The organism is Streptomyces sp. NPDC030838, assembly GCF_055572035.1.
On sequence record NZ_JBVIED010000007.1, the window covers coordinates 261,259 to 287,752 of the forward strand.

A 26,494-nucleotide genomic window follows, 5' to 3' on the forward strand; every position below is an offset into this window, starting at 1 on the left:
CGCCGTCGACGGCATGACCGCGGACGGCATTTCAGGACACAGGCCGCGAATCGGCCCAGGCCACCTCGAACTCCTCGCGATAGGTGGGAAAGAGACCGGCGTCGAGCCCTCCGTCGGGCTCGTCCGACCTGACCACCCTGCCGCCGTTGCGCAGCACCAGCACCGGTGCCTCCATGCCGCGGGTCCGGCGCAGATAGGACTGCACGACGGCGATGCCGTCGGAGCCGTCGCCGTCGACGAGATAGGCGGTGAAGCGCGGGGTCTCGTCGAAGACCTGGATCTCGAAGGCGCCGGGGTCGCGCAGGCGGGCCCGCACCCGGCGCATGTGCAGGATGTTCATCTCCACGGCCCGGCTCAGTTCGCCGCGCTTGATGCCCAGTTCGCGCTCGCGCCGCTTGACCGCGCTGGAGGCGGGGTTGAGGAACAGCAGCCGGACCCGGCAGCCGGCCTCGGCGAGGCGGACCAGCCGCCGTCCGGAGAAGTTCTGCACCAGCAGGTTGAGGCCGATGCCGATGGCGTCGAGGCGGCGGGCGCCGCCGAAGATGTCCTCGGCCGGGAACTGGCGCAGCAGCCGCACCCGGTCGGGGTGGACGGCGACCACGTCGGCGTACCGGTCGCCGACCAGGTCCTCGACCGCGTCGACCGGCAGCCGGCGCGCCGACGGCACGTCGCCGCCCGCGCCGAGGATCTCCAGCAGCCGCGCCGAGGCACGCTCGGCCTGGCTCAGCACGGCCTCGGACAGCGCCCGGTTGCGGGAGACGACGTTGCGGGTGACCTCCAGCTCGTCCAGGGCGAGTTCGACGTCGCGGCGCTCGTCGACGTACGGCTCGAAGCACGGCCAGTGCTGCACCATCAGCTCGCGCAGCTGCGGCAGGGTGAGGAAGCTGAGGACGTTGTCGTCGGCCGGGTCGAGCAGGTAGCCCTTGCGGCGGCTGACCTCGCGGACCGCGACCGCGCGCTGCACCCACTCCTGGCCGGCCGGCCCGGCGGCGGCGACCACCCAGTCGTCGCCGTGGACGGGCTCGTAGATGGGGCGCAGAACGGCGGCCACGACGGCGCGCAAGCGCTGTTCCACGAGGTTCAGCCAGATGTAGGCCCGGCCGGCCCGCTGGGCGCGGGTGCGCACCTCGCGCCAGGCCTCGGCGTCCCAGTCCAGTTCCGGGCCGATGGAGCTGGGCTCCATCGGCCTGGCCAGGGACACCGTGCCGGGCGGGACGTCTGTGGAGTTCCCCTCGTGACCCTCGTCACCAGGGGGCAACTCCAGGCCTCCCGAGCCCACCCGCGCACCGCCTTCCACTCCCGGGCACTCCCCGCGTCAACGATCAAGGAAGGGTACTCCGGGAGCGGTCGGCGGTGCAGCCGGATGGGCAGTGTCCTTTTCCCAACCTCCTTAATCGAGTTGGCCGTTCGTACCGGCCAGCTCCTTGGGAGTGAGCGGATTCATAGCGGTGACGTCCCGCGGGGCGAGCGAGAAGCCCTGCCAGTGGACCGGCATGGGCTGCTGGTCCTCGTCCCGCGCGATGTGGTGGAAGCCGACGTTCACCCAGACCACGGGGTTCTTCAGGGTCTGGCCGTTCACCCACTTGTCCACGCTCTCGGGGTGGCTCTCGTCGCAGCCCGGGTTGCCGCTGGCGTACTGCTCGCACTTGTTGTACTGGGTGAAGTACACGTCGTGCTTGGAGAAGCCGCGGCCCGGGTACTTCGCGGTGGCGCCGGGGACCAGTTCGTAGGACCGCGGGTGCCCGTCCTTGTTCTTGCCGGTGGCGCTGACGACGCGCCACCAGCGCATGTTCCTGGCATCACCCGCGAGTTCCCTGGTCACCTTGGTACGGGTGGTCGTGTTGCTGGGGGCGCGGTCGCCCGGCGCCTGCGGGGTGACCTTGGAGTCGTACTGCTCGATACGGCCCTGGGAGGAGCCGTCGAGGCCGAAGTTGAGCCGCCAGAAGACGTTGTGGCTGTGGCTGAGGGCCTTCGCCTTGGCGCCCTTGCCGAGGGGCCAGCCCTGGCCGTCGGCGGCGTCGTAGTCCTGGGGAGCGAGGCTGCCGGTGGCGCCGACGTTCATGTGGATGGTGCCGTCGTCCTGGAAGCGCCACTCGGTGATGTACTCGTACCAGGCGACCTTGTTGACGGCGTAGACGAGCAGGTCCCTGCCCTGCTTCTGGTAGAGCTTGCCCGGGCTGCCGTACGGCTTCTCGCTCTGCATGCGGTAGGCGTGTCCCCGCGCGCGGGTCGTGGTGCACAGGCCCTTGACGTCGCTGGAGCCGCCCTCGGGGTGGCGGACCTTGACGGTCCGTATGGTGCCGCCCGGGCACTCGCCCGCGGCCAGGTCCTGAAGGCCGTCGCCGAAGTTCTCGACCGTCAGGTCCTCGTACTCCTCCGATCCGTCGTCGTACGGCACGTGGATCTGGGCGAGCTTGGCACTGTTGAGGACCTTGATCGGGCGGGCCTCGCCGGGCGGCTGGTAGGAGATGTCCTCCAGGATGATCCCGGCCATGCTGTGCTGGCGCCAGCACATCCGCCAGGTCGTGCCGTTCGCGAGCTTCTGCTCGATGCGATGGGCCGCGCCGCAGTCGGCGGGCGGGGCGGGGGCCGCCTTCGGCTGGGCGGCGGCCGGCCCCGCTCCACCCGTGGCGCCGGCCACCAGCCCGGCCACGGCCAGGGCCAGGGCCGTGCGCGCGCGAGCACGGCTGAATCTCTTCATGCGCATGACGGAGTGACTCCCTTGCGTCAGGAGCAGGTTGGGAAAACGGACTGAGGTCGGTCCGGTGATGTCCGGCCGCGCGGTCAGCGGTCGAGTTCGGCGACCTTGCGGGCGCTCAGGTCGATCACCAGGTGCCGGGCGTCGATCCACGGGCCGTTGACGACCTTGGGGAACAGCCGCGCGCAGCGGTGTTCGCCGCACTTGTCGAGCACGGCGGGCTGGGCGCCCGGAACGGACCGGTAGACCATGCTGGACAGCACGAGCTGGTCCGGCGAGGTGAGTTCCCTGCCGGTGGCGTCCCGGTAGTCGGCCTTGAGGCCGGCGCTCAGCGGGTCGGCGAGCAGGATCCTCGCGGCCTCGGCCTTCTCGGCGCGGCTCAGCGGCGGCTGGACGCCGTGCCGGGTCTGCGTCCGCTCGACCTTCCCCGTGTCCAGGTTCACGGTCCTGGTGACGAGGGTGTCGTCCCGGTAGTCGTAGAACGTGACGTCGGCGCGCCGGGGCGCGTCGGCGGCGTCGAGTTCGTCGGCCTCCGGCTCGGCGAGCTCGATGTCGAGGCGCTGCGGGCCGCGGTCCCCGTCGACGTCCTCACTGGACTGGAGCAGCTGCCGGTTCAGGGCGATCCTCGCCACCCGGTCGACCTCGTCGTCGGTGAGCGGGTCACGGCCCGTGCCCTTCTCACCCTCGGCCGGCGCCTCCTCGACGACGCCCGGCTCGACCGCCGCCTGTCCTTCCCCGTCGGGTGTCTGACCTCCCGTCACCTGTTCGGTCGCGGGGCGGGAGCCCGGCCCCCCGGCCGAGTCGTCCGCCCCCGCCGTGCCCGGCAGGGTGATCCCCACCATGAGCGCGGTCCCCGCGACCGCGATCCCCGTAGCCGCCACCACTGTGCCCAGATGGCGTCGCACTGTGTCGCGCACATCGTCCCCCTACTCCCCCGGCGTGCATGGGAGTACGTCTTGCCCCGCTGGTTCGGCATACCTCGTATGCACTGGTCGCCCGGTAAGAGGGAAGTAACGCAGGGGAGGTTCCCTCATTTCGAAGGAGACTCGGGGCCAAGGGACCCCCCGTGGCGCGGCACACCTGGAAGAGTCGTATCCATGCAGGTCTGGCCTGGAGAGGCGTATCCCCTCGGCGCCACCTACGACGGCGCCGGCACGAACTTCGCGGTCTTCACGGAGGCCGCGGACCGAGTAGAGCTGTGTCTGCTGCACGACGACGGCTCGGAGACGGCGGTGGAACTACGGGAGAGTGACGCTTTCGTGCGGCACGCGTACGTGCCGGGCGTGATGCCGGGGCAGCGGTACGGCTACCGCGTACACGGCCCGTACGCCCCGGAGCGCGGTCTGCGCTGCAACTCCGCGAAACTGCTGCTCGACCCGTACGCCCGTGCGATCAGCGGGACGGTCGACTGGGGCGAGGAGGTGTACGGCTACCACTTCGGCGCGCCCGAACGGCGCAACGACCTGGACTCCGCCCCGCACACCATGACGTCGGTCGTGGTGAACCCGTACTTCGACTGGGGCGACGACCGGCGCCCGCGCACCGAGTACCACAAGACGGTGATCTACGAGGCGCATGTGAAGGGCCTGAGCATGCGCCATCCGGGGCTGCCGGAGGAGCTGCGCGGCACCTACGCCGCGCTGGCCCACCCGGCGCTGATCGAGCACCTCACCGAGCTGGGGGTGACGACCCTGGAGCTGATGCCCGTACACCAGTTCGTCAACGACCACCGACTGGTGGACATGGGCCTCAACAACTACTGGGGCTACAACACGATCGGCTTCTTCGCCCCGCACAACGCGTACGCCTCCTGGGGCGACCGCGGGCAGCAGGTGCTGGAGTTCAAGTCGGCGGTCCGCGCGCTGCACGAGGCGGGCATCGAGGTCATCCTGGACGTGGTCTACAACCACACCGCCGAGGGCAACCACCTGGGCCCGACGCTGTCCTTCCGGGGCCTGGACAACCCGCAGTACTACCGGCTCGCGGACGATCCCCGCTACTACATGGACACCACGGGGACCGGCAACTCCCTGCTGATGCGCTCCCCGCACGTGCTCCAGCTGATCATGGACTCGCTGCGGTACTGGGTGACCGAGATGCACGTCGACGGCTTCCGCTTCGACCTCGCCGCCACCCTGGCCCGGCAGTTCCACGAGGTCGACCGGCTGTCGTCCTTCTTCGACCTGGTGCAGCAGGACCCGGTGGTGTCCCAGGTGAAGCTGATCGCCGAGCCGTGGGATGTGGGCGAGGGCGGCTACCAGGTGGGCAACTTCCCGCCCCTGTGGACCGAGTGGAACGGCAAGTACCGGGACACCGTGCGGGACCTGTGGCGGGGCGAGCCGCGCACGCTCGCGGAGTTCGCCTCCCGGCTGACCGGCTCGTCCGACCTGTACCAGGACGACGGGCGGCGCCCGCTGGCCTCCATCAACTTCGTCACCTGCCACGACGGCTTCACCCTGCACGACCTCGTGTCGTACAACCACAAGCACAACGAGGCCAACGGCGAGGACAACCGGGACGGCGAGAGCCACAACCGGTCCTGGAACTGCGGGGTGGAGGGCGAGACCGACGACCCGGCCGTGCTGGAGCTGCGCGCACGGCAGATGCGGAACTTCATCGCCACGCTGATGCTCTCCCAGGGCGTGCCGATGATCAGCCACGGCGACGAGTTCGCCCGCACCCAGCGCGGCAACAACAACGCCTACTGCCAGGACAGCGAACTGTCCTGGGTGGACTGGCCGGACGGCGAGGGCGAGGGGTTGCCCCGGGAGATGCTGGAGTTCACCCGGGCGATGGTGTGGCTGCGGAAGGACCACCCCGTCTTCCGGCGGCGGCGCTTCTTCCACGGGCGTCCGGTGGAGGGCACCCACGACGAGCTGTCCGACATCGCCTGGTTCACCCCCGAGGGCCGGGAGATGACCCAACGGGACTGGGAGTCGGCGCAGGCGTCCGCGCTGACGGTGTTCCTCAACGGCAACGCGATCTCCGAGCCGGGTCCGCGCGGGGAGCGCATCACCGACGACTCCTTCCTGCTGATGTTCAACGCCTCCCCCAAGGCGCTGGACTTCCTGGTGCCGGTCGACCACGGCCGGCAGTGGCAGGTCGTCGTCGACACCGCCATGCCGGACGGGGTGCCGCCGGGCACCGGCGCGAAGGTGGCGGCCGGGGAGCGGCTGCGGCTGATCGACCGGAGCCTGACGGTGTTGCAGCGGCCTGCCTAAGGGAGGGGTGTTTCCGCGCGGTCTGCGGCAGCGGCGCCTGCATTGCGTACGGCGCGTTCGGGGTACGTCGCCGGACGCGCCGTCAGCGCGATCGCGCAGGCGAGTGCGGCGGCCGCGCTCGCCGCCGCGAACGCCGCGCCGGGGCCGTGGGACTCGGCGAGGCGGCCGGTGACGGCGAGCGCGAGGGCCTGGCCGCCGACGAGCGCGCTCGTCGCGAAGGCCATCGCCTCGGCGAGACGCGCCTGCGGCACGACCCGTTCGGTCAGCCCGAACACCGTGATCAGGTGGGGGGCGTAGGCGACGCCGAGGACGGTCACGACGGCGTACAGGGCGCCCAGGCCGTCCGTCACCAGCAGGGGCAGCGACAGCGCGCACGCCGCCGCGGTGGCCGCCCGCCAGCGCGCCGTCAGCCCGAAGCGGGCGGGTACGGCCGCCATGGCGAGCCCCGCGACCGCGCTCATCACGCCCATCGCGGCGTAGACGAGACCGGCCTGCTCCGGTTGGCCGAGGCGTTCGGTGAGCGCGGTGATCCCGGCCTGGCAGGCCCCGAACATCGCTCCCTGGAGGGCCAGCGCAGCGCGGAGGGAGTGGACGGAGCGGGGCATGCGGGGGCGGGCGGCGGAGGGCTGGACGGGGCCGGGGTCGGGGCGGGTGGCGGAGTTCCGGACGGGGCCGCCGGGATCGGAGCGGGCGGCCGAGTGCTGGACGGGGCCGGGATCGGAGCGGGCGGCCGAGCGCTGGACGGGGCCGGGATCGGAGCGGGCGGCCGAGCGCTGGACGGGGCCGGGATCGGAGCGGGCGGCCGAGCGCTGGACGGGCCCGGGATCGGAGCGGGTGGCCGGTGCAGTGGCGCGGGCCGTCGGGTGGAGGGCGAAGCCGGTGCCGCAGACGGCCACCAGGAGGGCCGCGACGGCGAGGGCGTGGCCCGGATGGGCGACGACCGCCGCGAGGCCGACCAGCGCGGGTCCGAGGACGAAGGAGATCTCGTCGAGGGTGCTCTCGAGGGACAGGGCCGCGCCCACCGTGGCGTCGGAGGCCCCGGAGCGGCGGGCGAGGGCCACCAGACGGGTCCGCGCGAGGGGCCCGATCAGCGGAACGGATGCGCCCGCGAACGCCCCCAGGAGGACGAGCAGCGGCGTGGGCGGACCGGCGAGCGCCCCGGCCACCAGCGCGGTGATCGCGAGGGCGTTGAGCAGCGAGCAGGCCAGGACGACCGGGCGCTGCCCGTGCCGGTCGGCCAGCCTCCCCACCAGCGGCCCGCACGCCACCTGGCCGAGCGCCAGCGCGCCGCCGGTGAGGCCCGCGACGGCCAGCGATCCGCTGGTGCGGGCGACCAGCAGCACACTGCCGAACTGGATGGTGGCGGTCGGCAGCCGCCCCAGGAAGGACACGGCCGGCAGCAGCGGCCCGGTCAGTCCGACCACCTCGCGGTAGGTCCCCAGCGTGCGGCGCAACCCGGTGCTTCCCATCGCTCGAAGCTAGCCACGCGCGCGGGTGTGCACGCAGGGGACGATGACACGAAACCCGGCGTGACGGGTACGTAGCTTTCCATGACACCTGAGCGACCCGACCCCACGGTGCCCACCGCCACGTACCGGCTCCAGCTCCAGCCCGAGTTCCCGTTCGGGGCCGCCGCGGCGGCCGTGCCGTACCTGGCCTCGCTCGGCGTCTCGCACCTGCACCTGTCCCCCGTCCTGGAGGCCGTCCCGGGCTCGCTGCACGGCTACGACGTCGTGGACCACGCGCGTGTGCGGGGCGAACTGGGCGGCGAGGAGGGGCTGCGCGCGCTGTCCCGCACCGCGCGGGAGCACGGTCTCGGGCTCGTGGTGGACATCGTGCCGAACCACATGGCCATGGCCCCGCGGCACAACCGGGCGCTGTGGGAGGTGCTGCGCGAGGGCCCCAAGTCGTCGTACGCGCGGTGGTTCGACATCGACTGGGAGGCGCAGGGCGGCCAGGTGCTGCTGCCGGTGCTCGGGCATCCGCTCGGCGCGGAGCTGGCGCACCTGAGGGTCGACGGCGAGCTGCTGCGCTACTACGACCAGGCGTTCCCGTTGCGCGAGGGCACCGAGGACCTGCCGCTGCCGCAGCTGCTGGACGCGCAGTGGTACCGGCCCGTGTGGTGGCGGCTGGCGCGGACGGAGCTGAACTACCGGCGGTTCTTCAGCATCTCGGAGCTGATCGGGGTGCGGGTGGAGGACCCGGAGGTGTTCGACGCCACGCACGCCACCCTGCTGCGGCTGCTGCACGAGGGGGTCGTGGACGGGCTCCGCGTCGACCATCCCGACGGTCTCGCCGACCCCGACGGCTATCTGCGGCGGCTGCACGAGGCGACCGGCGGGCGCTGGACGGTCGTGGAGAAGATCCTCTCCGACGGCGAGCACCTGCCCGCCGCCTGGCCGGTCGCGGGCACCACGGGCTACGACGCCCTGCGGCACGTCGACGGGGTCTTCACGGACCCGGCGGGCGCCGGGGAGCTGCTCGCCCGGTACCGGCGGTTCGCGGCCCCGCAGACCGACCGGGGCGGGCACTGGGAAGCCACCGCGCGGCGGGCGGCGTACCGGGTCCTGGAGCACGAGCTGGCCACCGAGGTGGACCGGCTGACCCGGGTGGCGAGCCGGCTGTGCGCCGCCTCGCCGGATCCGGCGCTGCGCGACCGGGCGCCCTGGGCGCTGCACACCGCGCTGCGGGAGCTGCTCGTCCGGCTGGAGGTCTACCGGCCCTACGAGTCCGGTGACGCCGCCCTGGTCGTCACCGAGGAGCACGCGGCGCAGGCCCGGCGGGCGTTCGCCGTCCCGGAGGAGGCCGGGGCGGTCGACGTCGTGCGCGGGTTGCTGCTGGGGGAACACGGCGACGGTCCGGACCGCCGGGAGTTCCGCACCCGGTTCGCGCAGACGGCGTCGGCGCTGCGGGCGAAGTCGGTGGAGGACACGGCGTTCTACCGGTACGTGCCGCTGCTGTCGGCGACCGAGGTGGGCGGGAACCCGGGGCGCCCCGCGGTGTCCCCCGAGGAGTTCCACGCCTACTGCGCGCGCGTGCAGCGCGACTGGCCCGTCGGCGGGACCGTCGTGTCGACGCACGACACCAAGCGCAGCGCGGACGTGCGGGCGGCCCTGACGGTGCTGACCGAGTGTCCGGAGCGCTGGTCGGAGGTGCTGGGCGAGGTGAGCCGGGCCGACGTGGGCGCGCCGGACGGACAGCTGGCCTGGGCGGCCTGGCAGACGGTCTTCGGGCTGGGCCCGGCGGACCCGGAGCGGGTGCGGGCGGCGCTGCTGAAGCATGTGCGCGAGGCCGGGATGTTCACCAGCTGGACCGAGCAGGAGCCGCCGTACGAGGACGCCGTGGCGGCGTTCGTGGCGGCGGGGCCCTGCGGGGCGCCGGGCGAGCGGGTGGCCGCCCTGCGCCGCGAGCTGGAGCCGCACATCCGGGCCAACGTGCTGGGGGTGGCGCTGGTCCATCTGACGATGCCGGGCGTGCCGGACGTCTACCAGGGCACCGAGGCCGAGTGCCGCACCCTGGTCGATCCGGACAACCGGCGGCTCGTGCGGTTCCCGCCCGAGGACCCCGGCGACAAGGGCGCGCTGACGGCGGCGGCCCTGCGGCTGCGGTCGCGGCGGCCCGAGGTGTTCGGGGGCGCGGCGACGTACGCCCCGCTGGCCGCCGAGGGGCCCGCGGCGGACCACGTGCTGGCGTACGCGCGCTCCGGCGAGGTCGTCACCGCGGTCACCCGGCTGTCACTGCGGCTGGCGGAGGCGGGCGGCTGGCGCGGCACCCGGCTGACGCTGCCGCCGGGACGCTGGACCGATGTCCTGACCCCGGGGCGGGAGTTCAGCGGGCACGCGCGCGTGGAGGAACTGTTCGAGCGACTGCCGGTGGCGCTGCTGGAGCGGGTCGGGGAGGCGGGCTGACCGGCGCCTGGGTCGGCCCAGGCGGCGAAGCCGGCGCGGGGGCGGCCGGGGCGGTCGGGGCGACTGGTGCCGGGGCGTCTGCGCCGGGGCGGGGGCCACCGGCGCGAGAGCGGCCGGTGCGGTCGGCGCCGGAGTGGCCGATACGGAGGCGGTCGGCGTGGGGGCCGTGGTGGGTGGCAGGCGGGCGCGGAGGAGGGCCACGAAGGCCTCCACGACGCCGGTCGGGGGTACGCGCGAGAAGACGCCCAGCGGGCGCTTCCAGGGCGGGTCGGGCGAGAGCACCGCACAGTCCTCGCCGACGGCGCCGCGCCCGACGTGCGAGGGCACGGCGCACATGCCGACCCCGGCGGCGGCAGCACCGGGGCGTGCGCTCCGCGCACAGGCCGGATGTGCATCCGGGCGCCCCCTGGAGCCTCCCCCGTCGGTTCCTTGACACCGCCTGCGGGCCATGCGGTACTGCCGGTGCGAAGCCGGGCGGACAAACGGGGGTGAGTCACCTGCCGGAGCTGCGCTATCCCACAGTGGCCGAACTGGTCTCCACCGCGCGCGCGTTGGCTGCTTCGCACCCCGGCTTGTGCACCCTGCGTGAGGTGGGTGTGTCCCGCGCGGGGCGCCCCCTGCATGTGCTGTCCGTGGGCCGTGCGCGCCGCGCGGTGCTGGTCGTCGCGGGCGCCCACGCGAACGAGCCGACCGGCGGCTCCACGCTCCTCGCGCTCGCCCAGCGGGTGGTGGCCGAGCAGGCGCTGCGGTCGGGGACGTCCTGGCACTTCCTGCTGTGCGCGGACCCGGACGGGGCGAGCCTGCATGTGACGCCGGCGCCGCGCAGCCTGCTCGACTATCACCACGGCTTCTTCCGGCCCGCGGGCCCGGAGCAGCCGGAGTGGTCGCCGGCCGTGCTGCCCCCGGACCGGCTGCCGCCCGAGACACGCGCCCTGACGGGGCTCATCGACGAGCTGCGCCCCTACCTCCAGGTGACCCTGCACGGGACGGATCTGGGCGGCAGCTGGGTGCAGTTGACCAGGGACATACCGGGTCTCGCGGAGCCGTTCGGCAAGTCGGCGGCGGAGCTGCACATTCCGGTGGAGACCGGCGCCTCGGACGCCGCGGGCTGGCCCGCCTCGGGCCCCGGGATACATGTGATGCCCGCGCCCGGCTCCGTCGCGTATCCGAGCATGCCGGACGACGCGCGGCACAGCACCTGGTATCACGCGCACCGGTACGGCGGGCTTACCGCGGTGGTCGAGGTGCCGATGTGGGCGAGCGACCTGGTGGACGACCCGGCGCCGCATCCCGCCCCCGCCGCGGCGATCCGGCGGCTGGCGGACCGGCTGCTGCGGGACGCGCGGGAGGTGGAGGAGGTCCTCGCCGAGGCGCTGCCGCGCCTGGACGGGCTCGACGGGCCCCTGCTGCGGGCCGCCCGGTGGGCGCTGGAGCTGGTGCCGGGGCTGGCCGCGGACTGGATCCACACACCGCCCGCGGACCACACGATGGCGTACGTCGGCAGCGTGGACGCCTTCGCCCGGCGGCTGCCGCTGCGCGCGGCGGCGATGCTGCTGCGGGTGCTGCGGGAGGCCGACGACCGCGCGGTGCCACGGCTGGAACGGCTCGTGGCGACCTGGAGCGAGGCCTTCGCGGAACGGTTCCGCGCCCGCTGGGTGCCCTTGGAGCACCAGGTCGAGCACCAGTCCCGCACGGTCGTCGCCGCGGCCCTGCACGCCCGCGACCGCGCGGCCTGACCCAGCCGGCTCCTCGCACGACGCACCCGTCAGCCGTCGAGGGCGAACAGCGCCCCCGTCACCGCCTCCATCGCGCAGGAGTTCGAGAACGTCTCCCGGTAGTCGACCGGCCGCCCCTGCCACTCACCGAACGCGTGGGCGGTCACCGGCGCGTACATCATCGGGCAGGTGACGTCCTTCAGCGGGAACCGGCGGATGTCGCCCTCCGCGGCGTCGAGCTGGGAGCAGGCCTCGGCGGCCCGTGCGTGCCCATGAGGCGGGTCGCACAGCAGCAGGGCGCCGCGGGTGTCGCCGGAGACGTGCCGCCCGGGCCGCAGGGAGCCGAAGGGGCCCGGGGCAAGGACGTCGTCCCGGGTGACGGTGAGCTGGAGCCAGGTGCTCGGGCCGGTCTCCCGGACCGGCTCGGCCGCCGCCCGCGCGGGTGCCGCCCCGGCGGCGAGGACGGCGAACAGGGCGGCCGTCGTCGGCAGGCAGCGCCGTACGGCCTTCGCTGTGATGGTGTACGTCATTCCCGGTGCATCGGCACGACGGGCTCGGAACCCCAGTCCGGCTCACCCGAACGGGAGCGCGCGGGCGGCTGCCCCGCGGCCAGTTCGAACGCCGCGAGCACCACGCGGGACTGGTACTCGGTCTGACGGGGCACGGGGATCCACTCGGCGCCGCAGCCGTCGCGGTAGTCGGCGCACCACGCGTCGAGGAGCCGGTCCAGCTCGGGCAGCACGCCCGCCGGGTCGCGGCCGGCCCCGGTGACGAGCTGGTGCAGCAGTCCCGCCGTGCGCAGGGCGAGGCGGCGCCCGGCGATGCGCAGGGCGGTCAGGTGGGCGGTGTCCAGCGGGGGCAGCGGGCGGGCCCGGTCGGTGACGTCGGGGTCCCAGGCGTCGGCGAGGCCGGGGCAGACCAGCAGATAGTCGTCGACCGGCGCCAGCAGGCGGTCCGCGTCCGGCGTGCCGGCGACGTACGGGGCCAGCCGGGCCAGGAGGTCCCGCAGCAGCCGGGTGTCGTGCCGCAGGGTGCGGCTGACGGTGCGCAGCCGCGCCTCCGGGTCGGCGGGCGCGGAGCCGTCCTCGACGGCGGCGACGCCCCACATCGGCGCCTCCACGACGGCCGTGACGGTGCCGTACCGGTGCGGGTGGAACCACGTGGACTCGACAGCGGCCTCGGTGATGGCCGCGACCCGGTCGCCGCGGCGGGGCGGCGGGATGCGGTAGACGGCGGGGCCGAGGCTCGGCCAGTACAGGGTGTCGTAGGGGCCGAGTTCGCGCGGGATGCGCAGCCGGGTCGCGATCCGGGCGACGCGCCGGGCGAGGCCGGGCAGGTCGCGGGTGAGTTCGACGAAGCCGCCGCCGACGTCGACGCCGTGCAGAGAGCACTGGAAGAAAGGTTTCAGCTCATCCTGGAGCGAGAGCAGGGCGCGGGTTTCCGGCAGGGTGGCCCCGGCCGCGCCGTCCGGCAGCCATTCGGGCTGTTCCAGGAAGCCAGGGCGGAAGAAGTGCCGGAAGTAGCGGCCGAGGTCGTACGGGCCCGCCAGCCAGCCCTCATTGCGGCGCAGTCCGTCGGGGTCGAGGCAGAGCAGCAGGTTCCAGGTGACGTCGGTGCCCTCGGTGAGCCGCGGGTCGGCGAGGGCGCGCTCGGCCAGGCGCAGCGCGGTGGCCCCGCCGACGGGCTCGTTGGCGTGCGGTCCGGCCACGACGAGGGCCTGGCGGCCGCCGTGGCCGACGGAGAGCAGCCACAGGGGCGTGCCCGCGCGGGAGGTGCCGACCCGGCGCAGCCGCGCGTCCCGGGGGTGGCGGGCGACGAGGGCGGCGGCCCGGGCGCCCAGCTCGTCGACGGTCGGGTAGCGGAGGAGGGGCGGCAGAGCACACCTCCGTGGTGCCGTCGCTTCACCTGATGTATGTGGTGTACGCACAGTCAGTCACGACTTCAGGTGTACGTCAACACCGCGGACACCGACCTGATTTGAGCGCCGGCTCAGTGCGCGGCGAGGCGGAAACCCACCTGCCCGAAGGACACCTGGTCGCCCTCGCGGACGACGGTGGCGCCGATGACGCGGCGGCCGTTGACGGTGGTGCCGTTGGTCGAGCCGAGGTCCCGGAGGATCCACATACCGCCCTGGCGGACGAGTTCGGCGTGCACGCGCGAGACGGTCTCGTGGCTCAGTCTCAGACCGCTGGCGGGGTCGCGGCCTATGCGCAGCGAGCTGCCGACCGCCGGGTGGGGCAGCAGGAGCTTGGGCAGCCGTTCGGCCTGCCAGGCGCGGCGCAGCCGCTCGGAGAACCCGGACACCGCCTCCACGGTGCCGAACACCAGCCGGGAGAACCGGCCCTCGGTGGGCAGATCGGCGGTGAGCGCGGCCAGCTCGTCGGAGCGGCGCGCGGCGAGGGCGAGCTCCATGCGCCGGATGAACGTGTCGTGGGAGAGCCGGCCCATGGCGACGCCGTCACGCAGGACCTTCAGCGCCTGGTCGCGCTCCGCGTCCGAAGGCCGCGGGAGAGAGATCGGGAACTCGAAAGACGACGTCACGCTGGTGATTGTCGGTCAGTGAACCCCGGGTGTCCAGAAACCGGAGAAACGGCCACCACGCGCGCGTACCTGACGACACCTGCGGCAAAAGGGAAGATGCAAAAGCGGATTGATCTCATTTGACGCACCATGGACGGGCTACATCACGGTGAGCAGACGAAGGGGAACCGTCCGTGCAGTTCGAGGTGTGGGCACCGCAGGCCGGCCGAGTGACGCTCCACTGCGAGGGGGGCACGCGCGCGATGGAGCGCGATCCGGAGCGCGTGGGGTGGTGGATCGCCGAGGCGGAGGCGCGGGACGGCACCCGGTACGGCTTCGCCGTGGACGACGGCCCCGTTCTGCCGGACCCGCGCTCCCGCCGGCAGCCGGACGGCCCGGACGGGCTGAGCGCGGTCGTCGACCAGGGGCGCTACGCGTGGCGTGCGGAGTGGCCGGGACGCCCGCTGCCGGGGGCGGTCCTCTACGAGCTGCACGTGGGCACGTACACACCGGAGGGCACCCTGGACGCCGCGGCCGAGCGGCTGGACCACCTCGCCGAACTGGGCGTGACACACGTCGAGTTGATGCCGGTGTGCCCGTTTCCCGGGCGCCACGGCTGGGGATACGAGGGGGTCTCGCTGTGGGCGGTGCACGAGCCGTACGGCGGGCCCGAGGGACTGAAGCGGTTCGTGGACCGGGCCCATGAGCTGGGTCTGGGCGTGGTCCTGGACGTCGTCCACAATCACCTGGGCCCGTCGGGCAACTACCTTCCGGCGTTCGGCCCGTACTTCACCCATACGCACCAGACGCCCTGGGGCGCGGCGGTGAACCTGGACGCGCCGGGCTCGGACGAGGTGCGCGCGTATCTGGTCGGCAGTGCGCTGGCGTGGCTGCGGGACTACCGGATCGACGGGCTGCGGCTGGACGCGGTGCACGCGCTGGTGGACACGCGCGCGTACCACTTCCTTGAGGAGCTGTCGACGGCGGTGGACGGGCTGGCCGCCGACCTGGGCCAGCCGCTGTTCCTGATCGCGGAGTCCGACCTGAACGATCCACGGCTGGTCACCGCGCGCGCGGAGGGCGGTTTCGGGCTCCAGGCGCAGTGGAACGACGACTTCCACCACGCCCTGCACACCGCGCTGACCGGCGAGTCGCAGGGCTACTACGCGGACTTCGCGCGCGCTCCGCTGCAGGCGCTCGCCAAGACGCTCACGCGCGGGTACTTCCACGACGGCACGTACTCCAGCTTCCGCGGCCGGCGCCACGGGCGCCCGCTGGACCGCACCCGGGTGGCCGCGCACCGGCTGCTCGGCTACAGCCAGACCCACGACCAGGTCGGCAACCGGGCCCAGGGCGACCGGCTGTCCGCCCTCCTCTCCCCCGGGCTGCTGGCCTGCGCCGCCGCGCTGACGCTGACCGGGCCGTTCACGCCGATGCTGTTCATGGGCGAGGAGTGGGCGGCGGGCACGCCCTGGCAGTTCTTCACCGACCACACCGATCCCGAGCTCGCGGAGGCGGTACGGCAGGGCAGGCGGCGGGAGTTCGCCGCGCACGGCTGGGCCGAGGAGGACGTCCCGGACCCGCAGGACCCGGCGACCCGGGAGCGCTCGTGCCTGGACTGGTCGGAGCGGGAACGCGAGCCCCACGCGCGCGTGCTCGCCTGGTACCGCCGCCTCGTCGCCCTGCGGCACGAGCAGCCCGACCTCACCGACCCCGACCTCGCCGACATCAAGGTGGCCTACGACGAGGAGGCCCGCTGGCTCGCCTTCCGGCGCGGTGACGTGTGCGTCGCCGTGAACCTCGGCAAGGAGCCCACGGCCATCCCCCTGGGCTCCCGCCCGGCCGCGGTTCTCGCCGCGTGGGAGCCCGTGGACGTCCCGGACGCGGAGGGGCTGCTGCGGGTGCCCGGGGAGTCGTGCGTGGTGCTGGCACAGCCGTGAGCGGGCGCGCCCGCCGTACGGCCGGCTGAGCCGGGGCCCGCCCCGGCCTCCCTACGGCGTGTCGTCCGCCGCGTCGGCCCGCAGGTCCGTCACCCGCTCCAGCAGGATCGGTTCCCAGGCGCGGCGGAGCTGGGAGCGCAGGAGGGGCAAGGGGGCGACGGGGCGGCCGGAGAGGGTTTCGGCGAGCTGGAGGACGCTGTCGCAGCGGGCCAGCCAGAGGCCGCGCAGGCAGGGGCGGGCGCCGTAGCCGGCGAGGGTGGCGGCGCGGACGGCGGCGGGGGCGCCGACGGCGCGGGCGAGTCCGGCGATGTCCTCGGCCGGGTCGCCGACGACCGTGTCGGCCCAGCCGAGCACACCGCGCACCCGGCCGTCCGTGCTGACCACCAGGTGCTCGCCGGTGAGCCCGTGGTGGACCAGAACCGCGCCGCCGGGCTGCGGGGCGAGCTGGCCGGCCGCGGGCGGGGTGAGCTGCCGCAGCCGCGCCGCGTCGAACTCGTCGGCCTCGGCCAGGCGTTCGGCGGCCCGTACGGCGGCCCGGCGCAGCGCCTCCAGCGAGCGCGGGGCGGTGCGCGGCACGCCCAGCGCCTCGGCCTGCCGCAGCGGCACCTCGCGCAGGCCGGTGAGCACCCCGGCGAGGTCGGCCTCACCGAGGGCGGAGACGTCGTGCTGCTCGCCGGAGCCGCCGGGCACCTTGGTGTCCAGGGTGTAGGTGAGTCCGGGCGCCCACTCGCCGTGCGCCACGCTGGTCGGCACGGCGACCGGGACGTGCGGCCGGACCAGGTCGCGCAGCCGCAGTTCGCGGCGCTGCCGGACGGCCGCCTCGGCGTCGGGGGCGAGCCGCAGCACATGGCGGGTGCCGACCCACCAGGTGACGGCCTCCTCGCCGCCGGCGACCGGCCGGACGTCGGGGCCTGCGGCGGTGTCCGCGCCCTCCTTGAGCAGGGAGCGGACCAGTCGGCGGACGGTGTCCGCGGTGGGTGTCGGTGCCTGGGTCATGGTCGGGCCGTTGTCGTGTGCGGGCGTACGGGGACGGGATCGCGGACTGCGGTCAGTCCACTATCACCATCTCGCGCGGGGTGTTGTTCAAACGACGGCCGCCGTCCTCGGTGACGGTCACGATGTCCTCGATGCGGACGCCGAACCGGCCGGGGAGGTAGATGCCGGGCTCCACGGAGAAGCACATGCCGGGCACCAGGGGCTGTTCCTCGCCCTCGATCATGTACGGCGGCTCGTGCGTGGTGACACCGATGCCGTGCCCGGTGCGGTGGATGAAGTACTCGCCGTATCCGGCGTCGGCGATGACCGCGCGGGCCGCCCGGTCGACCTCCTGGCAGGCGACGCCGGGCCGCACCGCGCGGAAGCCCGCCTCCTGTGCCTCGCGGACGATGTCGTGGACCCGGCGCTCCTCGTCGGTGGGTTCGCCGACGTGGACCGTGCGGGAGGTGTCGGAGCCGTAGCCGTCCTTGAGGCCGCCGAAGTCGAGGACCACCATGTCGCCGCGCTCGATGACGCGGTCGCCGACCTCGTGGTGCGGGTTGGCGCCGTTCGGGCCGGAGGCGACGATGGTGAAGTCGACCTGCTCGTGCCCGTACCGGCGCAGCAGGTCGGCGAGGCCGGCGGCGACGTCGGATTCCCTGCGGCCGGCGAAGGGAACCTTCCGGATCTCCTCGAACGTTGCGTCGGCGGCGGCTCCCGCCGCCGCCAGGAGCCGCAGTTCCGCCTCGTCCTTGACCGCGCGGAGCATGGGCAGGGCCTCGGTGAGGGAGGCGTAGGAGGTGCCGGGCAGCGCCTTCTGCAGGCCCAGCAGGTGCATGGCCCACGCGTTGTCGCTGACGCCGAAGCGCCCCTTGTCGTCGAGCAGGGCGGCGGTGACGGCGTAGGGGTCCTTGCCGTCGGTCCAGTCGCGCAGGGTCAGGGCGGGCGCGCCGGTGGCCTTCTCGGCGTCCGGGGCCTCCAGGGTGGGGACGACGAGGACGGGGTCGTGGCCGGCGGCGAGGACGAGCAGGGTGAGCCGTTCGGTGACGGCGGTGGGCGCGTAGCCGGTGAGCCACACGAGGTCGGGGCCCGGGGCGACGAGGAGCCCCGCCAGCCCCGCGTCGGCGGCCGCGCGCGCGGCGCGCTCCATACGGGCCCGGTAGTCGTCGGCGGTGAAGGGCGCGGGCGTGCTACTGCCGGTCATCCGGGCCTCCTGGGCGGTGTGGGAACCACGGGCAGCATCCTGCCCGGACAGCGGGGGCCGCGCGAGCCGGTGCGCGGCGCTTTCGAAGCTTTCGGAGCCCTCGGAGGTTTCGAAGCCTTCGGAGCTTTCGAAGCTTTCGGACGGACGTACGGCCACGGGTCAGCCCTCCAGTGCCATCCGGGCACCGAGGAGCAGCAGTACGCCGCCGGAGACCTGCTCCAGCCGCCGACGCACCCCCGCGCGGGACAGGACGGCCTTCATCCGGCCGACGAACCACACGTACAGGCCGTAGTAGCCGACCTCGTAGACGGCCCAGAGGGCGGCGAGGCCGACCATGGTGGGCAGGTGCGGGGCGCCCTCGGGGACGAACTGCGGGAGGAAGGACAGCGCGAAGACGGCCGCCTTGGGGTTGGCGAGGTTGAGCAGCAGCCCCGCGCGGTAGGCCGACCAGCCGCTGCGCTCCACGTCCTGCCAGACCTCGGCGGCCTCGCCGGTGCGCCGCATCCGGCGGGCCTGGCGCAGGGCCTGGACGCCGAACCAGACGAGGACGACCGCGCCCACGACGCGCATCACGTCGTACGCCACCTCCGAGGCGGTGAGCAGGGCGGTGAGACCGAAGGCGGCGGCCACGCCCCAGACGAAGACGCCGGTCTCGTTGCCGAGCACGGTCAGGAAGCCGGAACGGCGGCTGCGCAGCGACTGCTTGATGATCAGCACCGTGCTCGGACCGGGCGAGGCCGCGATCAGGGTGCAGGCGCCGAGGAAGGCGAGGAGGGTGCTCAGCATGGGCGTCATCGTCGCCCCGCGCGGAAGGGGTCGACCAGTGGTTTTCGCAATTCTGCCAATCGAGTTTCTAACGGCTGAGGGTTGATCACCCATTAGATCTAATGCTTTGATGCCGCCATACCGTTAACGAGTGTCAGCCATGGGAGGCCGCGTCGTGCTCGTACTCGCCCACATCAGCGATCTGCACCTGGACGGAAGCGCACGGGCCACGGAGCGTGCCGAGCGGGTGCGGGACCGGCTGTGGCGGCTGCCGGGGCGGGTGGACGCCCTGCTGGTGACCGGGGACATCGCGGACCACGGCACCGAGGCGGAGTACGAGGAGGCCGCCCGCATCCTCGGACTGTGCGACGGCGAGGCCCCCTTCCCGGTCCTCACCTGCCCCGGCAACCACGACGCCCGGGCGCCGTACCGCAAGGCCCTGCTGGGGCGGCCGGCGGCGGACGGACCGGTCAACGACGCGCATGTCTTCGACGGGGCCGCCGTGCTGATGTGCGACTCCAGCGTCCCCGGACGGGACGACGGAGCGCTGGCGGACGAGACGTACGACTGGATCGAGGCGACACTCGACGGGCTCGGCGACGGCCGTCCGGCCCTGCTCGCCTTCCACCATCCGCCGGTGGCACTGCATCACCCGCTGCCCGACGCCTACCCGTTGCGCGAGCCGGACCGGCTGGCCGCGCTGATGGCGCGCCGCCCTGAGATCGCGGGGCTGATCACGGGGCACGCGCACACCCCCGCCGCCAGCGCTTTCGCCGGACGGCCGCTGGTCGTCGGGCCGGGGGTGACCTGGACGCTGCGGCTGCCCTGGGAGGGTGACCAGCCGGCCGACCGGGACGCGCCGGTCGGGCTGGCCTTCCACGTACTGGACGACGAGGGACGGCTCACGAGCCACTTCCGGGTGGTGTGACCGCACCGCGCGGGGCCGGCGTCAGGTCACCACGCCCGGGACCACCGCGAGCTGCTGGTAGCCGCCGCTCTGGTGGCGCACCGTCACCGTGACCGCCTCTCCCGGCCGGGCCCGGTCGACGGCACGGACCAGGTCGGCCGCCGAGTCGATCCGGGCGCCGTCGAAGGTGAGCAGGATGTCACCGCGGACCAGGCCCGCCGCGTACCCCGGGCCGGGGACATGGACCCCGACGACCTGGGCGCCGGACTTCTCCGCGTTCACGACCTCCACGCCGAGGATCGCCCCGGCGGGTGACGGGGAGGGCGCGGGCGACGCGGACGCGCCGGACCGGGCCGGGGCGGACCGGGTGGACGGCCCTGCCCCCTGCCGCTCCGCCTCGCGCTGGAGTTCGGCCAGCTTGTTCATGCCGATCACGGTGGCGCCCACCGTCCCGAGCCCGACCCCGGACAGCACCAGGACCGCCCCGGCGAACAGGCCGAGCAGCAGGGTGGTGAGCCGGCGTCCGCGCCGGCGCGTGGCGTGCGGGCGCCGGGGCGAGCCGCCGGGGCGGCCGCCGCCGCCGGGCTCCTGACCGGGCATCGGCTTGGGACGCAACGCAGTCTCTTCCATGGATCGCCTCCGGCTGGTGCTCTACCCGGCGCACCGGCGCACGACGTGCCACGAACGAGTGAGACTGACCGGTGGTCAAGAACGGGAAGGTCTTGGCCTTCAGGCCCTCGGCGCAGGTCAGGCGCGGACGAGCAGAGCCTCCGCGACGGCCGCCGCGGCTCCCCTCGGCGCGCCCGCGCACACCAGTTCCGTGCGGTGGACGAGGCGTGGGGCGACGACGGGGACGGCGACCGCGCCCGGCACCGAGACGGCCGCCGCGCGGGGCAGCAGCGTCAGGCCCTGACCGGCAGCGGCCAGCGCTGTGAGGACGCGGACGTCGGTCCCCTCGTAGCGCAGGGCGGGGCGGAAGCCCCGGCCGCCCGCCGCGGCCCGCAGCTGGGCCAAGGGCAGGGCCGCGTCAGGGGCGTCCAGCCAGCGGGCGTCGGCGAGGTCCCCGAGGCGCAGCCCGGTGCGGTGGGCCAGCGGATGCGTGGCGGGCAGCAGCACACAGACCGGTTCCTCCCCGACGCCCTCGGTGGTCAGCGGCGCCACGTCGGGCAGCCGCAGCGGGTCGCTGGGCGCGGCCAGGCCGTCGACGAGGCCCAGGTCGGCGGTGCCGGTGGCGACGGCCCCGGGGATCTCGTCGCGGGCGAGGACCCGCAGGGTGACGCCGGCCGGCGGGAGGGCGGAGAGGACGCGGGGGCCCAGCGCGGTCGGAGAGGCCGCGAGGCTCAGCCCGTGCGCGGGCGCCGCCGCCATCCGGGCCACGTCCGCGCGGGCCGCGTCGAGCCGGAGCAGCAGCGGGCCCGCGTGCTCCAGGAGCCGTTCCCCGGCGGCGGTGGGGGCCACGGGGCGACGGGTGAGCAGCGACGCGCCGAGGTCCTGTTCGAGGGCGGCGATGTGCTGGGACACCGCGGACTGGGTGTAGCCCAGCTCGCGCGCGGCCTCCGAGAACGAGGCGAGGCGGGCGACGGTGACATAGGTGCGCAGGAGGTGCGGGTCCATGCGGGCCAGCCTCTCATCAGCAGCGCTTATCGATGATGCAGAGATCATCGTTGGACGTGAACAAGAGGCCGCGCGGAGGATGAACGCCATGACACACACCGCAACCCGCACCGCGCGGGTCGCCCTGGTCGGCGACCGCAGCCCCAACGTCGTCTCGCACACCCGTATCCCGCTGCTGCTCGACGCGCTCGCCGGCCGCGACCGGCTCGTCCTCGACCCGTACTGGATCCCGTCCGAGGACGCCGAGGCCGAGGGCGCGGTGCGCGGGTTCGACGCGGTGTGGGTGGTGCCCGGCAGCCCGTACCGCAGCGAGGCGGGCGTGCTCGCCGCGATCCGCACCGCGCGGGAGGAGGGCATCCCGTTCCTCGGCACGTGCGGCGGCTTCCAGCACGCGCTGCTGGAGTTCGCCCGCTCGGTGTGCGGGCTGACCCGGGTCGCGCACGCCGAGAACGACCCCGACGCCGACGACTTCCTCATCGAGCCGCTCGCCTGCTCACTGGCCGGCCACGAGGCCGCCGTACGACTGGAGTCCGGCTCCCTGATCCACTCCCTCCTCGGCTCGGAGCGCACGGTCGAGCGCTACTCCTGCAACTACGGCCCCTCCCGGCACCTGGACACATTGCGCGCGCACGGGCTGCGGTTCTCCGGATACGACGAGGACGGCGCCGTCCGCATCGCCGAACTGCCGGGTCATCCCTTCTTCGTGGCGACGCTCTTCCAGCCGGAGCTGTCCGGTGACGGCTCGCACCCGCACCCGGTGATCGGGGCGCTGGCGCGAGCCGCGGTCGAACACGCCGCCGCGCGGGAGGCGCCTCAGCCGGTGTGACCCTCTGCCGGTCAGCCCGTGTGACCCTCCCCGTGGCCGCCGTGTGCCCCGCCGTGGTCGAACTTCAGTGCCTCGGGCGGCATGACCACGAACGGCCGCATCATGCCCATGTCCTCGTGTTCGAGGAGGTGGCAGTGGTACATGAAGCGGCCGTACGCCCCGTCGAACCGGCCCATGACCCGGAGCATCTGGTTCCCGGGCACCCGGAACACGTCCTTGTGGCCGTGCTCGTTCGGCGCGAGCGGGATCCGGGTGCCCGCGTCGTACCGGATCGGGGTGCGGGTGCCGCCGATCGCCGGGTCGAAGCCCGAGACGTCGTAGGCGTCGCGGCCCAGGAGCTGGAAGTCGGCCAGGTGGATGTGCATGGGGTGGACGATCGGCGCCAGGTTGAGGAAGCTCCACTGCTCGTGGCTGCCCTCGGCGATGGTGTAGTTGAGGGCGTCGTTGAACGTCCGCGCCATCCGCCGGTAGGTGCGGGTCTTGCCGTCCGGGCCGGTGACCTGGATGACGCCGTCCGTGGGCACCTGGATCTCGCCGGGGTGCTCGACCTCGATCATCTCCCACATCTCCGGGTGGCCGCCGGCGCCCTTGGTGGCGGGCGGGGTGAGGACGATCAGCCGGTGGCCGTGCTCGATGTCGTGGGTGAGCCGGCGGAAGGAGCCGGACAGCACCTCGGGCAGCTCGAAGGTGTCGGGCTCTTCGCAGTCGCCCACGCGGAACTCCATCACCTCCGGATACCGCACGTTGCCCGCCGGGTCGGGCACCCCGGCCGGCTGGTTGGGGCCCTTGTTGACCAGCCGCAGGGTGCGGCCCGCGAGGCCCCGGAAGTCCACGAGCAGGTCGAAGCGCTCGGCGGGGGCCGCGGTCAGGGTGGGCAGGGTCTCGTCGAAGTCGACCGGGACCGGGCGGGGCAGCAGCCCGCCGTCGCTGCCGATCTGGTGCACGACGCCCGGCACCGGATCGCCGTCCTCGTCGACCAGGACCAGCTCGTAGATCCGCGCGTTGGACGCGTTGACCAGCCGGAACCGGTACCAGGCCGCGGCCACCTCGGCATACGGCCAGATGCGGCCGTTGACCGTGGTGTACGGGCCGGTGAAGGGCAGGCTGACCGGCTTGCCGGTCTCCGGGTGGGACGGGTTCACGACCACCGTCTTGTGCAGCAGCCGGCCGTTGAGGCGGCCGTCCTCGTCGGTGTCCAGGTTGCGGTCGGCCAGCAGCAGCGGGATCTCCCGCTCCCCGGAGGGGAGATGGAGGGCATCCTCCTCGTCGTCACGGACCAGGTAGGTGCCGTACAGGCCCGTCATCACGTTCCACCGCGTGATGTTCATGGCGTGGTCGTGATACCACCAGTGGACCGCCTGATGGTCGTTCGGATACTCGGAGAGCTGGGCGTCGCCGAAGCCGACCGCGTTGTCCGCCCAGCCGTCGTTGCCCCCGCCGGTCTGCGCGCCGTGCAGATGGGTGACGGACCAGGCGGGCAGGGCGGCCACGTCCTTGTTGGGCTCGACGCCCTCGCGGCCCGGCTCGGTGGTCGCGGGTGGCGTGCCCGGAGCGCGGACCGGCACCTCGACGGAGGTCACCGGATACTCGCTCTCCTTGGGAATGCGGTTGGTCCAGGCGATGCGGACGCGCTGCCCGCGGCGCACCTCGATGGTGGGGCCCGGGACCTGGCCGTCGTACCCCCACATCAGCGTCGGCGGCAGCTGCGGGTGCAGGCGCACCCAGGTGGGACGGAGCGCGATCTCGGTCTCGCGCAGGACGTCGCCGGTCTCCGGGCGCAGAACCGGCGGGACGGGCAGCGGGGCGACGTACGGCGTGAGGTCCGCCGGTGCGGGCCGCTCCTTGTCGTCGCCCACGGTGAGCTGCCCGGCGGGCCTCTCGATGATGTCGGTCAAGGTCGAACACCCCCGTGTGTTCTGTCGACTCTGTTCCCCTCACCCCAGAAGAGTCCGTTCACCCCCTCGAAGGTTCACTGAATGCCCCATTCCGTACGAGAAAGTTCGGGCGGTCAGCCGGCCCGGCTGGGGACGGGGACCGCAGGAGCCCGGTCCGGGACGAAGCCGTGGGTGCGGCCGGCCAGCCACTCGGCCTTGTAGCGGTCCACCGAGCGATGCCAGTTCAGGATGCCGGCCATCCAGTTCTGCAGCGCGGTCACATAGCTGTCCAGCCCGGCGCGCGCCTCGTCCGACAGATCGAAGTCCTCGCAGACGACGGGCAGTTCGGTCGCGGCCACGTGCTCGAACTGCTCCATGCGCTGGTTCATCAGGTCGCCCACGACGCGGAGTGCGGTCGGGTAGTCGATGCCGAAGAAGTTCTGCACGACCAGGACCGCGTTGTGGATCTCCCCCTCGTACTCGATCTCCTTCTGGTACGAGAAGACGTCATTGAGGAGGCAGGCGAAGTCGACGGCCGCGTTCTCCAGCGAGCGGACCGGGCCGCTGCGGTACACCTCCGGCGGGACCGAGGGACCGTGGCCCATGCGGCACAGGCTCATGGTCATGTCGGAGCCGAACGTGGCCCGGCGCATCTCCAGGTAGTCGACGGGATCGGGGATACGGTGCTGGAGCTGGTTCGCCACCTCCCACACCCAGGCCTCCGTCATCACGTCGACGGCGGCCTTCAGCCCTCGGCGGGCGTCCTCGTCCATGCCGGCGGTGGTGCGCTGCCACAGGTCGCTGAGGGCGCGCTCCATGCCGTTGACCGGGACGACCGGCGTCTCGCCGGCGAGCGGCATGCAGGCGGAGAGGCGTTCGGTGGTGAGCCGGGCGGCGGCGATGTCGCGGCGGTGGCCGAAGACCAGAGGGTAGTAGTCGTCGCCGTACGTGCCCCAGGCCAGCCACTGCGCGCTGAGGTCGAGGGCCTCCGCGGAGCCGTCCGGGTCGAGCCCCGCGGAGCACAGCGGCAGGTCGTAGGCGTGGAGCTTGTCCTCGTCCCAGACACCCTCGCTGAGGATGCCCATGCGGTGCGCCCAGGGCAGGAGGCGGGCGCGGGCCCCGTCGAGGCCGGGGTTGAGGCGCAGCGGGTACGGCATGCGGATGTCGGGGATGAGGGACGGTCCGACCTTCTGGTACGGCCGGTGCGTCCAGGCCCGCAGCCGCTGGGCGCCCGCCGAGGTGAGCAGCGCGCGGACGTCGGTGCCCGACGTGCCGAGCACGCCGACGCTCAGCCCGGGGCCGGTCGCGGTGGCGTTCTCGTTCATGTAGCGGCTGGAGCGCATATGCCACTCGTGGCCGCCGGACTGCCAGTCCTGCAGGCCCTTCGTGTACGCCGCCACCGCCGCGACCTCGGCCGGGGTGAGCCCCTTCTCCAGGGCGAGCGCGGGAACTTCGGTGAGCGCGGTGTGCTCGAACTGGTGGAGCCGTGAGGTGAGGACGTCGTTGACGGTGTCGGCGGCCTCCTGGGTGGTGCAGCCGAAGAAGGTCTCCAGGACGAGCACGCCGTTGCTGTTCTCGCCCTCCTCCTCGACCTCACGCTGGTAGGAGAACAGGTCGTTCCGCAGGTGCACGGCGTCCGCGAAGGTCTCCATCAGCACCCTCAGCGGCCGGGAGCCGGCGACGGACGCGGGCACCTCGGCGGTCGCGTACTCCACCAGCCCCGCCGACCAGGGGGCACCGCCGACCTTGCGGCGCATCTCGATGTACTCGACGGGGTTGGCGATCCGCCCCTCGTTGATGTTGGACAGCTCCCACAGGGACTCGTTCAGCAGGTGCTCGGTGGCCACGGCGAAACGGCGCCGCCAGTCGGCCGACATCGAGGGCACGGTGCGGGCCCACAGGTCGGCGAGGCCCGCCTCGACCGGGTTCCGCGGCTCGGGCACGGGGGTGTCGAGGTCCAGTGGCATGAACAGCGGCAGCCGGTCCAGATAGGCCTTGCCGCCGGCGCGGTCCTGGCTGCGCTTGAAGGTCTCCAGGAAGTGGTCGTCGAAGAAGAACACCCACACGTACCAGTCGGTGATGAGCGAGAGGGCGTCCGCGTCGCAGTCGGGGTGGGTGTAGGCGCAGAGCAGGCCGTAGTCGTGCGCGTCGAGGTCGGCCTGCTCCCAGATCCCGGAGCCCTCCAGCATGCCCATCTCGCGCGCCCACACGGTCGAGTGGGCCCGGGCCTCGTCGACATGCGGGTTCAGCCGTGCGGGATACGGCATGTAGAAGTGCGGGAGTTCGAACGGCTGCGTCATGGCCGGGGCCCTACCCCTGCCCCCACC

General features: G+C 73.5%; 20 protein-coding genes. 6 read left to right on the top strand and 14 right to left on the bottom strand.

The genetic code is table 11. From position 1 onward, the window contains the following. Positions 1–31: 31 nt before the first annotated feature. From ACZ42A_RS20645 to ACZ42A_RS20655, 3 genes are all read right to left on the bottom strand, one after another. The gene (locus tag ACZ42A_RS20645; RefSeq protein ID WP_468528678.1) at positions 32–1,279 is read right to left on the bottom strand and encodes an SAV2148 family HEPN domain-containing protein; all 1,248 of its coding nucleotides are present in this window, start codon (positions 1,277–1,279) and stop codon (positions 32–34) included. 111 nt (positions 1,280–1,390) lie between these two features. Next, positions 1,391–2,707 (bottom strand): copper amine oxidase, encoded by a 1,317-nt coding sequence (locus tag ACZ42A_RS20650; RefSeq protein WP_468528679.1) that lies wholly within the window; start codon positions 2,705–2,707, stop codon positions 1,391–1,393. Positions 2,708–2,784: 77 nt separating this feature from the next. Then, positions 2,785–3,615, bottom strand: coding sequence for a Tat pathway signal sequence domain protein (locus tag ACZ42A_RS20655; RefSeq protein ID WP_468528680.1), 831 nt, complete (start codon positions 3,613–3,615; stop codon positions 2,785–2,787). A 180-nt stretch (positions 3,616–3,795) separates the two neighbouring features. Between ACZ42A_RS20655 and glgX the strand changes: the two genes are divergently transcribed. Further along, complete coding sequence (glgX, locus tag ACZ42A_RS20660; RefSeq protein ID WP_468528681.1) at positions 3,796–5,919, top strand: glycogen debranching protein GlgX; 2,124 nt, start codon at positions 3,796–3,798, stop codon at positions 5,917–5,919. On the opposite strand, the gene ACZ42A_RS20665 is transcribed toward glgX, so the two are convergent. Continuing rightward, positions 5,916–7,388: an MFS transporter gene (locus ACZ42A_RS20665; protein ID WP_468528682.1), complete on the bottom strand. Its 1,473-nt coding sequence runs from the start codon at positions 7,386–7,388 to the stop codon at positions 5,916–5,918. The two genes, glgX and ACZ42A_RS20665, sit on opposite strands and share 4 nt — an antisense overlap. Positions 7,389–7,469: 81 nt before the next feature. On the opposite strand from ACZ42A_RS20665, the gene treY reads away from it, so the two are divergent. Next, on the top strand, positions 7,470–9,827 hold the full coding sequence (treY, locus tag ACZ42A_RS20670; protein WP_468528683.1) for a malto-oligosyltrehalose synthase: 2,358 nt from the start codon (positions 7,470–7,472) through the stop codon (positions 9,825–9,827). A gap of 488 nt (positions 9,828–10,315) precedes the next feature. Then, entirely contained in the window at positions 10,316–11,563 is a 1,248-nt protein-coding gene (locus ACZ42A_RS20675) for a M14 family zinc carboxypeptidase (protein WP_468528684.1), read from the top strand. Between the two features lie 29 nt (positions 11,564–11,592). Here the strand turns inward: ACZ42A_RS20675 and ACZ42A_RS20680 are convergent, their stop codons facing one another. The 3 genes from ACZ42A_RS20680 to ACZ42A_RS20690 all read right to left on the bottom strand — a co-directional run bounded on the left by ACZ42A_RS20680 (position 11,593) and on the right by ACZ42A_RS20690 (position 14,083). Beyond that, complete coding sequence (locus ACZ42A_RS20680) at positions 11,593–12,072, bottom strand: SSI family serine proteinase inhibitor (protein WP_468528685.1); 480 nt, start codon at positions 12,070–12,072, stop codon at positions 11,593–11,595. After that, positions 12,069–13,469 (bottom strand): M14 family zinc carboxypeptidase, encoded by a 1,401-nt coding sequence (locus tag ACZ42A_RS20685; protein WP_468528686.1) that lies wholly within the window; start codon positions 13,467–13,469, stop codon positions 12,069–12,071. The genes ACZ42A_RS20680 and ACZ42A_RS20685 overlap by 4 nt, the downstream gene beginning before the upstream one ends. 62 nt (positions 13,470–13,531) lie before the next feature. Continuing rightward, complete coding sequence (locus ACZ42A_RS20690; RefSeq protein WP_468528687.1) at positions 13,532–14,083, bottom strand: FHA domain-containing protein; 552 nt, start codon at positions 14,081–14,083, stop codon at positions 13,532–13,534. 173 nt (positions 14,084–14,256) lie between these two features. On the opposite strand from ACZ42A_RS20690, the gene treZ reads away from it, so the two are divergent. Then, entirely contained in the window at positions 14,257–16,002 is a 1,746-nt protein-coding gene (gene treZ, locus ACZ42A_RS20695) for a malto-oligosyltrehalose trehalohydrolase (RefSeq protein ID WP_468528688.1), read from the top strand. 51 nt (positions 16,003–16,053) lie between these two features. Here treZ and ACZ42A_RS20700 read toward each other — a convergent pair whose 3' ends face one another. The 3 genes from ACZ42A_RS20700 to ACZ42A_RS20710 all read right to left on the bottom strand — a co-directional run bounded on the left by ACZ42A_RS20700 (position 16,054) and on the right by ACZ42A_RS20710 (position 18,967). Continuing rightward, positions 16,054–16,998, bottom strand: a complete 945-nt coding sequence (locus tag ACZ42A_RS20700) for an aminoglycoside phosphotransferase family protein (protein ID WP_468528689.1) — start codon at positions 16,996–16,998, stop codon at positions 16,054–16,056. 52 nt (positions 16,999–17,050) lie between these two features. Next, entirely contained in the window at positions 17,051–18,181 is a 1,131-nt protein-coding gene (locus tag ACZ42A_RS20705; protein ID WP_468528690.1) for an aminopeptidase P family protein, read from the bottom strand. 159 nt (positions 18,182–18,340) lie between these two features. Further along, the gene (locus ACZ42A_RS20710; protein ID WP_468528691.1) at positions 18,341–18,967 is read right to left on the bottom strand and encodes a LysE family translocator; all 627 of its coding nucleotides are present in this window, start codon (positions 18,965–18,967) and stop codon (positions 18,341–18,343) included. A 154-nt stretch (positions 18,968–19,121) separates the two neighbouring features. On the opposite strand from ACZ42A_RS20710, the gene ACZ42A_RS20715 reads away from it, so the two are divergent. Further along, positions 19,122–19,874, top strand: coding sequence for a phosphodiesterase (locus ACZ42A_RS20715; RefSeq protein ID WP_468528783.1), 753 nt, complete (start codon positions 19,122–19,124; stop codon positions 19,872–19,874). A 21-nt stretch (positions 19,875–19,895) separates the two neighbouring features. Here the strand turns inward: ACZ42A_RS20715 and ACZ42A_RS20720 are convergent, their stop codons facing one another. Together ACZ42A_RS20720 and ACZ42A_RS20725 are read right to left on the bottom strand one after the other, a co-directional pair. Then, positions 19,896–20,483, bottom strand: a complete 588-nt coding sequence (locus ACZ42A_RS20720) for a PDZ domain-containing protein (protein ID WP_468528692.1) — start codon at positions 20,481–20,483, stop codon at positions 19,896–19,898. Between the two features lie 117 nt (positions 20,484–20,600). Continuing rightward, positions 20,601–21,467 carry a LysR family transcriptional regulator gene (locus tag ACZ42A_RS20725; protein WP_468528693.1) on the bottom strand — a complete coding sequence of 289 codons (867 nt, stop codon included), beginning with the start codon at positions 21,465–21,467 and terminating at the stop codon, positions 20,601–20,603. 88 nt (positions 21,468–21,555) lie between these two features. On the opposite strand from ACZ42A_RS20725, the gene ACZ42A_RS20730 reads away from it, so the two are divergent. Continuing rightward, on the top strand, positions 21,556–22,293 hold the full coding sequence (locus ACZ42A_RS20730) for a CTP synthase C-terminal region-related (seleno)protein (RefSeq protein ID WP_468528694.1): 738 nt from the start codon (positions 21,556–21,558) through the stop codon (positions 22,291–22,293). An 11-nt stretch (positions 22,294–22,304) separates the two neighbouring features. Here ACZ42A_RS20730 and phsA read toward each other — a convergent pair whose 3' ends face one another. Continuing rightward, positions 22,305–24,188 carry an O-aminophenol oxidase PhsA gene (gene phsA, locus ACZ42A_RS20735; protein WP_468528695.1) on the bottom strand — a complete coding sequence of 628 codons (1,884 nt, stop codon included), beginning with the start codon at positions 24,186–24,188 and terminating at the stop codon, positions 22,305–22,307. 113 nt (positions 24,189–24,301) lie between these two features. Then, a complete protein-coding gene (cyc2, locus tag ACZ42A_RS20740; protein ID WP_468528696.1) occupies positions 24,302–26,467 on the bottom strand; it encodes a germacradienol/geosmin synthase Cyc2 in 2,166 nt (721 codons plus the stop codon). Between the last annotated feature and the right edge of the window lie 27 nt (positions 26,468–26,494).

What these genes read in the sequence shown, in the direction of transcription:
- ACZ42A_RS20650 (WP_468528679.1), bottom strand. Translation starts at nt 2,707, where the DNA reads ATGCGCATGAAGAGATTCAGCCGTGCTCGCGCGCGCACGGCCCTGGCC.
- glgX (WP_468528681.1), top strand. Translation starts at nt 3,796, where the DNA reads ATGCAGGTCTGGCCTGGAGAGGCGTATCCCCTCGGCGCCACCTACGAC.
- ACZ42A_RS20665 (WP_468528682.1), bottom strand. Translation starts at nt 7,388, where the DNA reads ATGGGAAGCACCGGGTTGCGCCGCACGCTGGGGACCTACCGCGAGGTG.
- treY (WP_468528683.1), top strand. Translation starts at nt 7,470, where the DNA reads ATGACACCTGAGCGACCCGACCCCACGGTGCCCACCGCCACGTACCGG.
- ACZ42A_RS20680 (WP_468528685.1), bottom strand. Translation starts at nt 12,072, where the DNA reads ATGACGTACACCATCACAGCGAAGGCCGTACGGCGCTGCCTGCCGACG.
- ACZ42A_RS20700 (WP_468528689.1), bottom strand. Translation starts at nt 16,998, where the DNA reads ATGACCCAGGCACCGACACCCACCGCGGACACCGTCCGCCGACTGGTC.
- ACZ42A_RS20705 (WP_468528690.1), bottom strand. Translation starts at nt 18,181, where the DNA reads ATGACCGGCAGTAGCACGCCCGCGCCCTTCACCGCCGACGACTACCGG.
- ACZ42A_RS20710 (WP_468528691.1), bottom strand. Translation starts at nt 18,967, where the DNA reads ATGCTGAGCACCCTCCTCGCCTTCCTCGGCGCCTGCACCCTGATCGCG.
- ACZ42A_RS20720 (WP_468528692.1), bottom strand. Translation starts at nt 20,483, where the DNA reads ATGGAAGAGACTGCGTTGCGTCCCAAGCCGATGCCCGGTCAGGAGCCC.
- ACZ42A_RS20725 (WP_468528693.1), bottom strand. Translation starts at nt 21,467, where the DNA reads ATGGACCCGCACCTCCTGCGCACCTATGTCACCGTCGCCCGCCTCGCC.
- ACZ42A_RS20730 (WP_468528694.1), top strand. Translation starts at nt 21,556, where the DNA reads ATGACACACACCGCAACCCGCACCGCGCGGGTCGCCCTGGTCGGCGAC.
- cyc2 (WP_468528696.1), bottom strand. Translation starts at nt 26,467, where the DNA reads ATGACGCAGCCGTTCGAACTCCCGCACTTCTACATGCCGTATCCCGCA.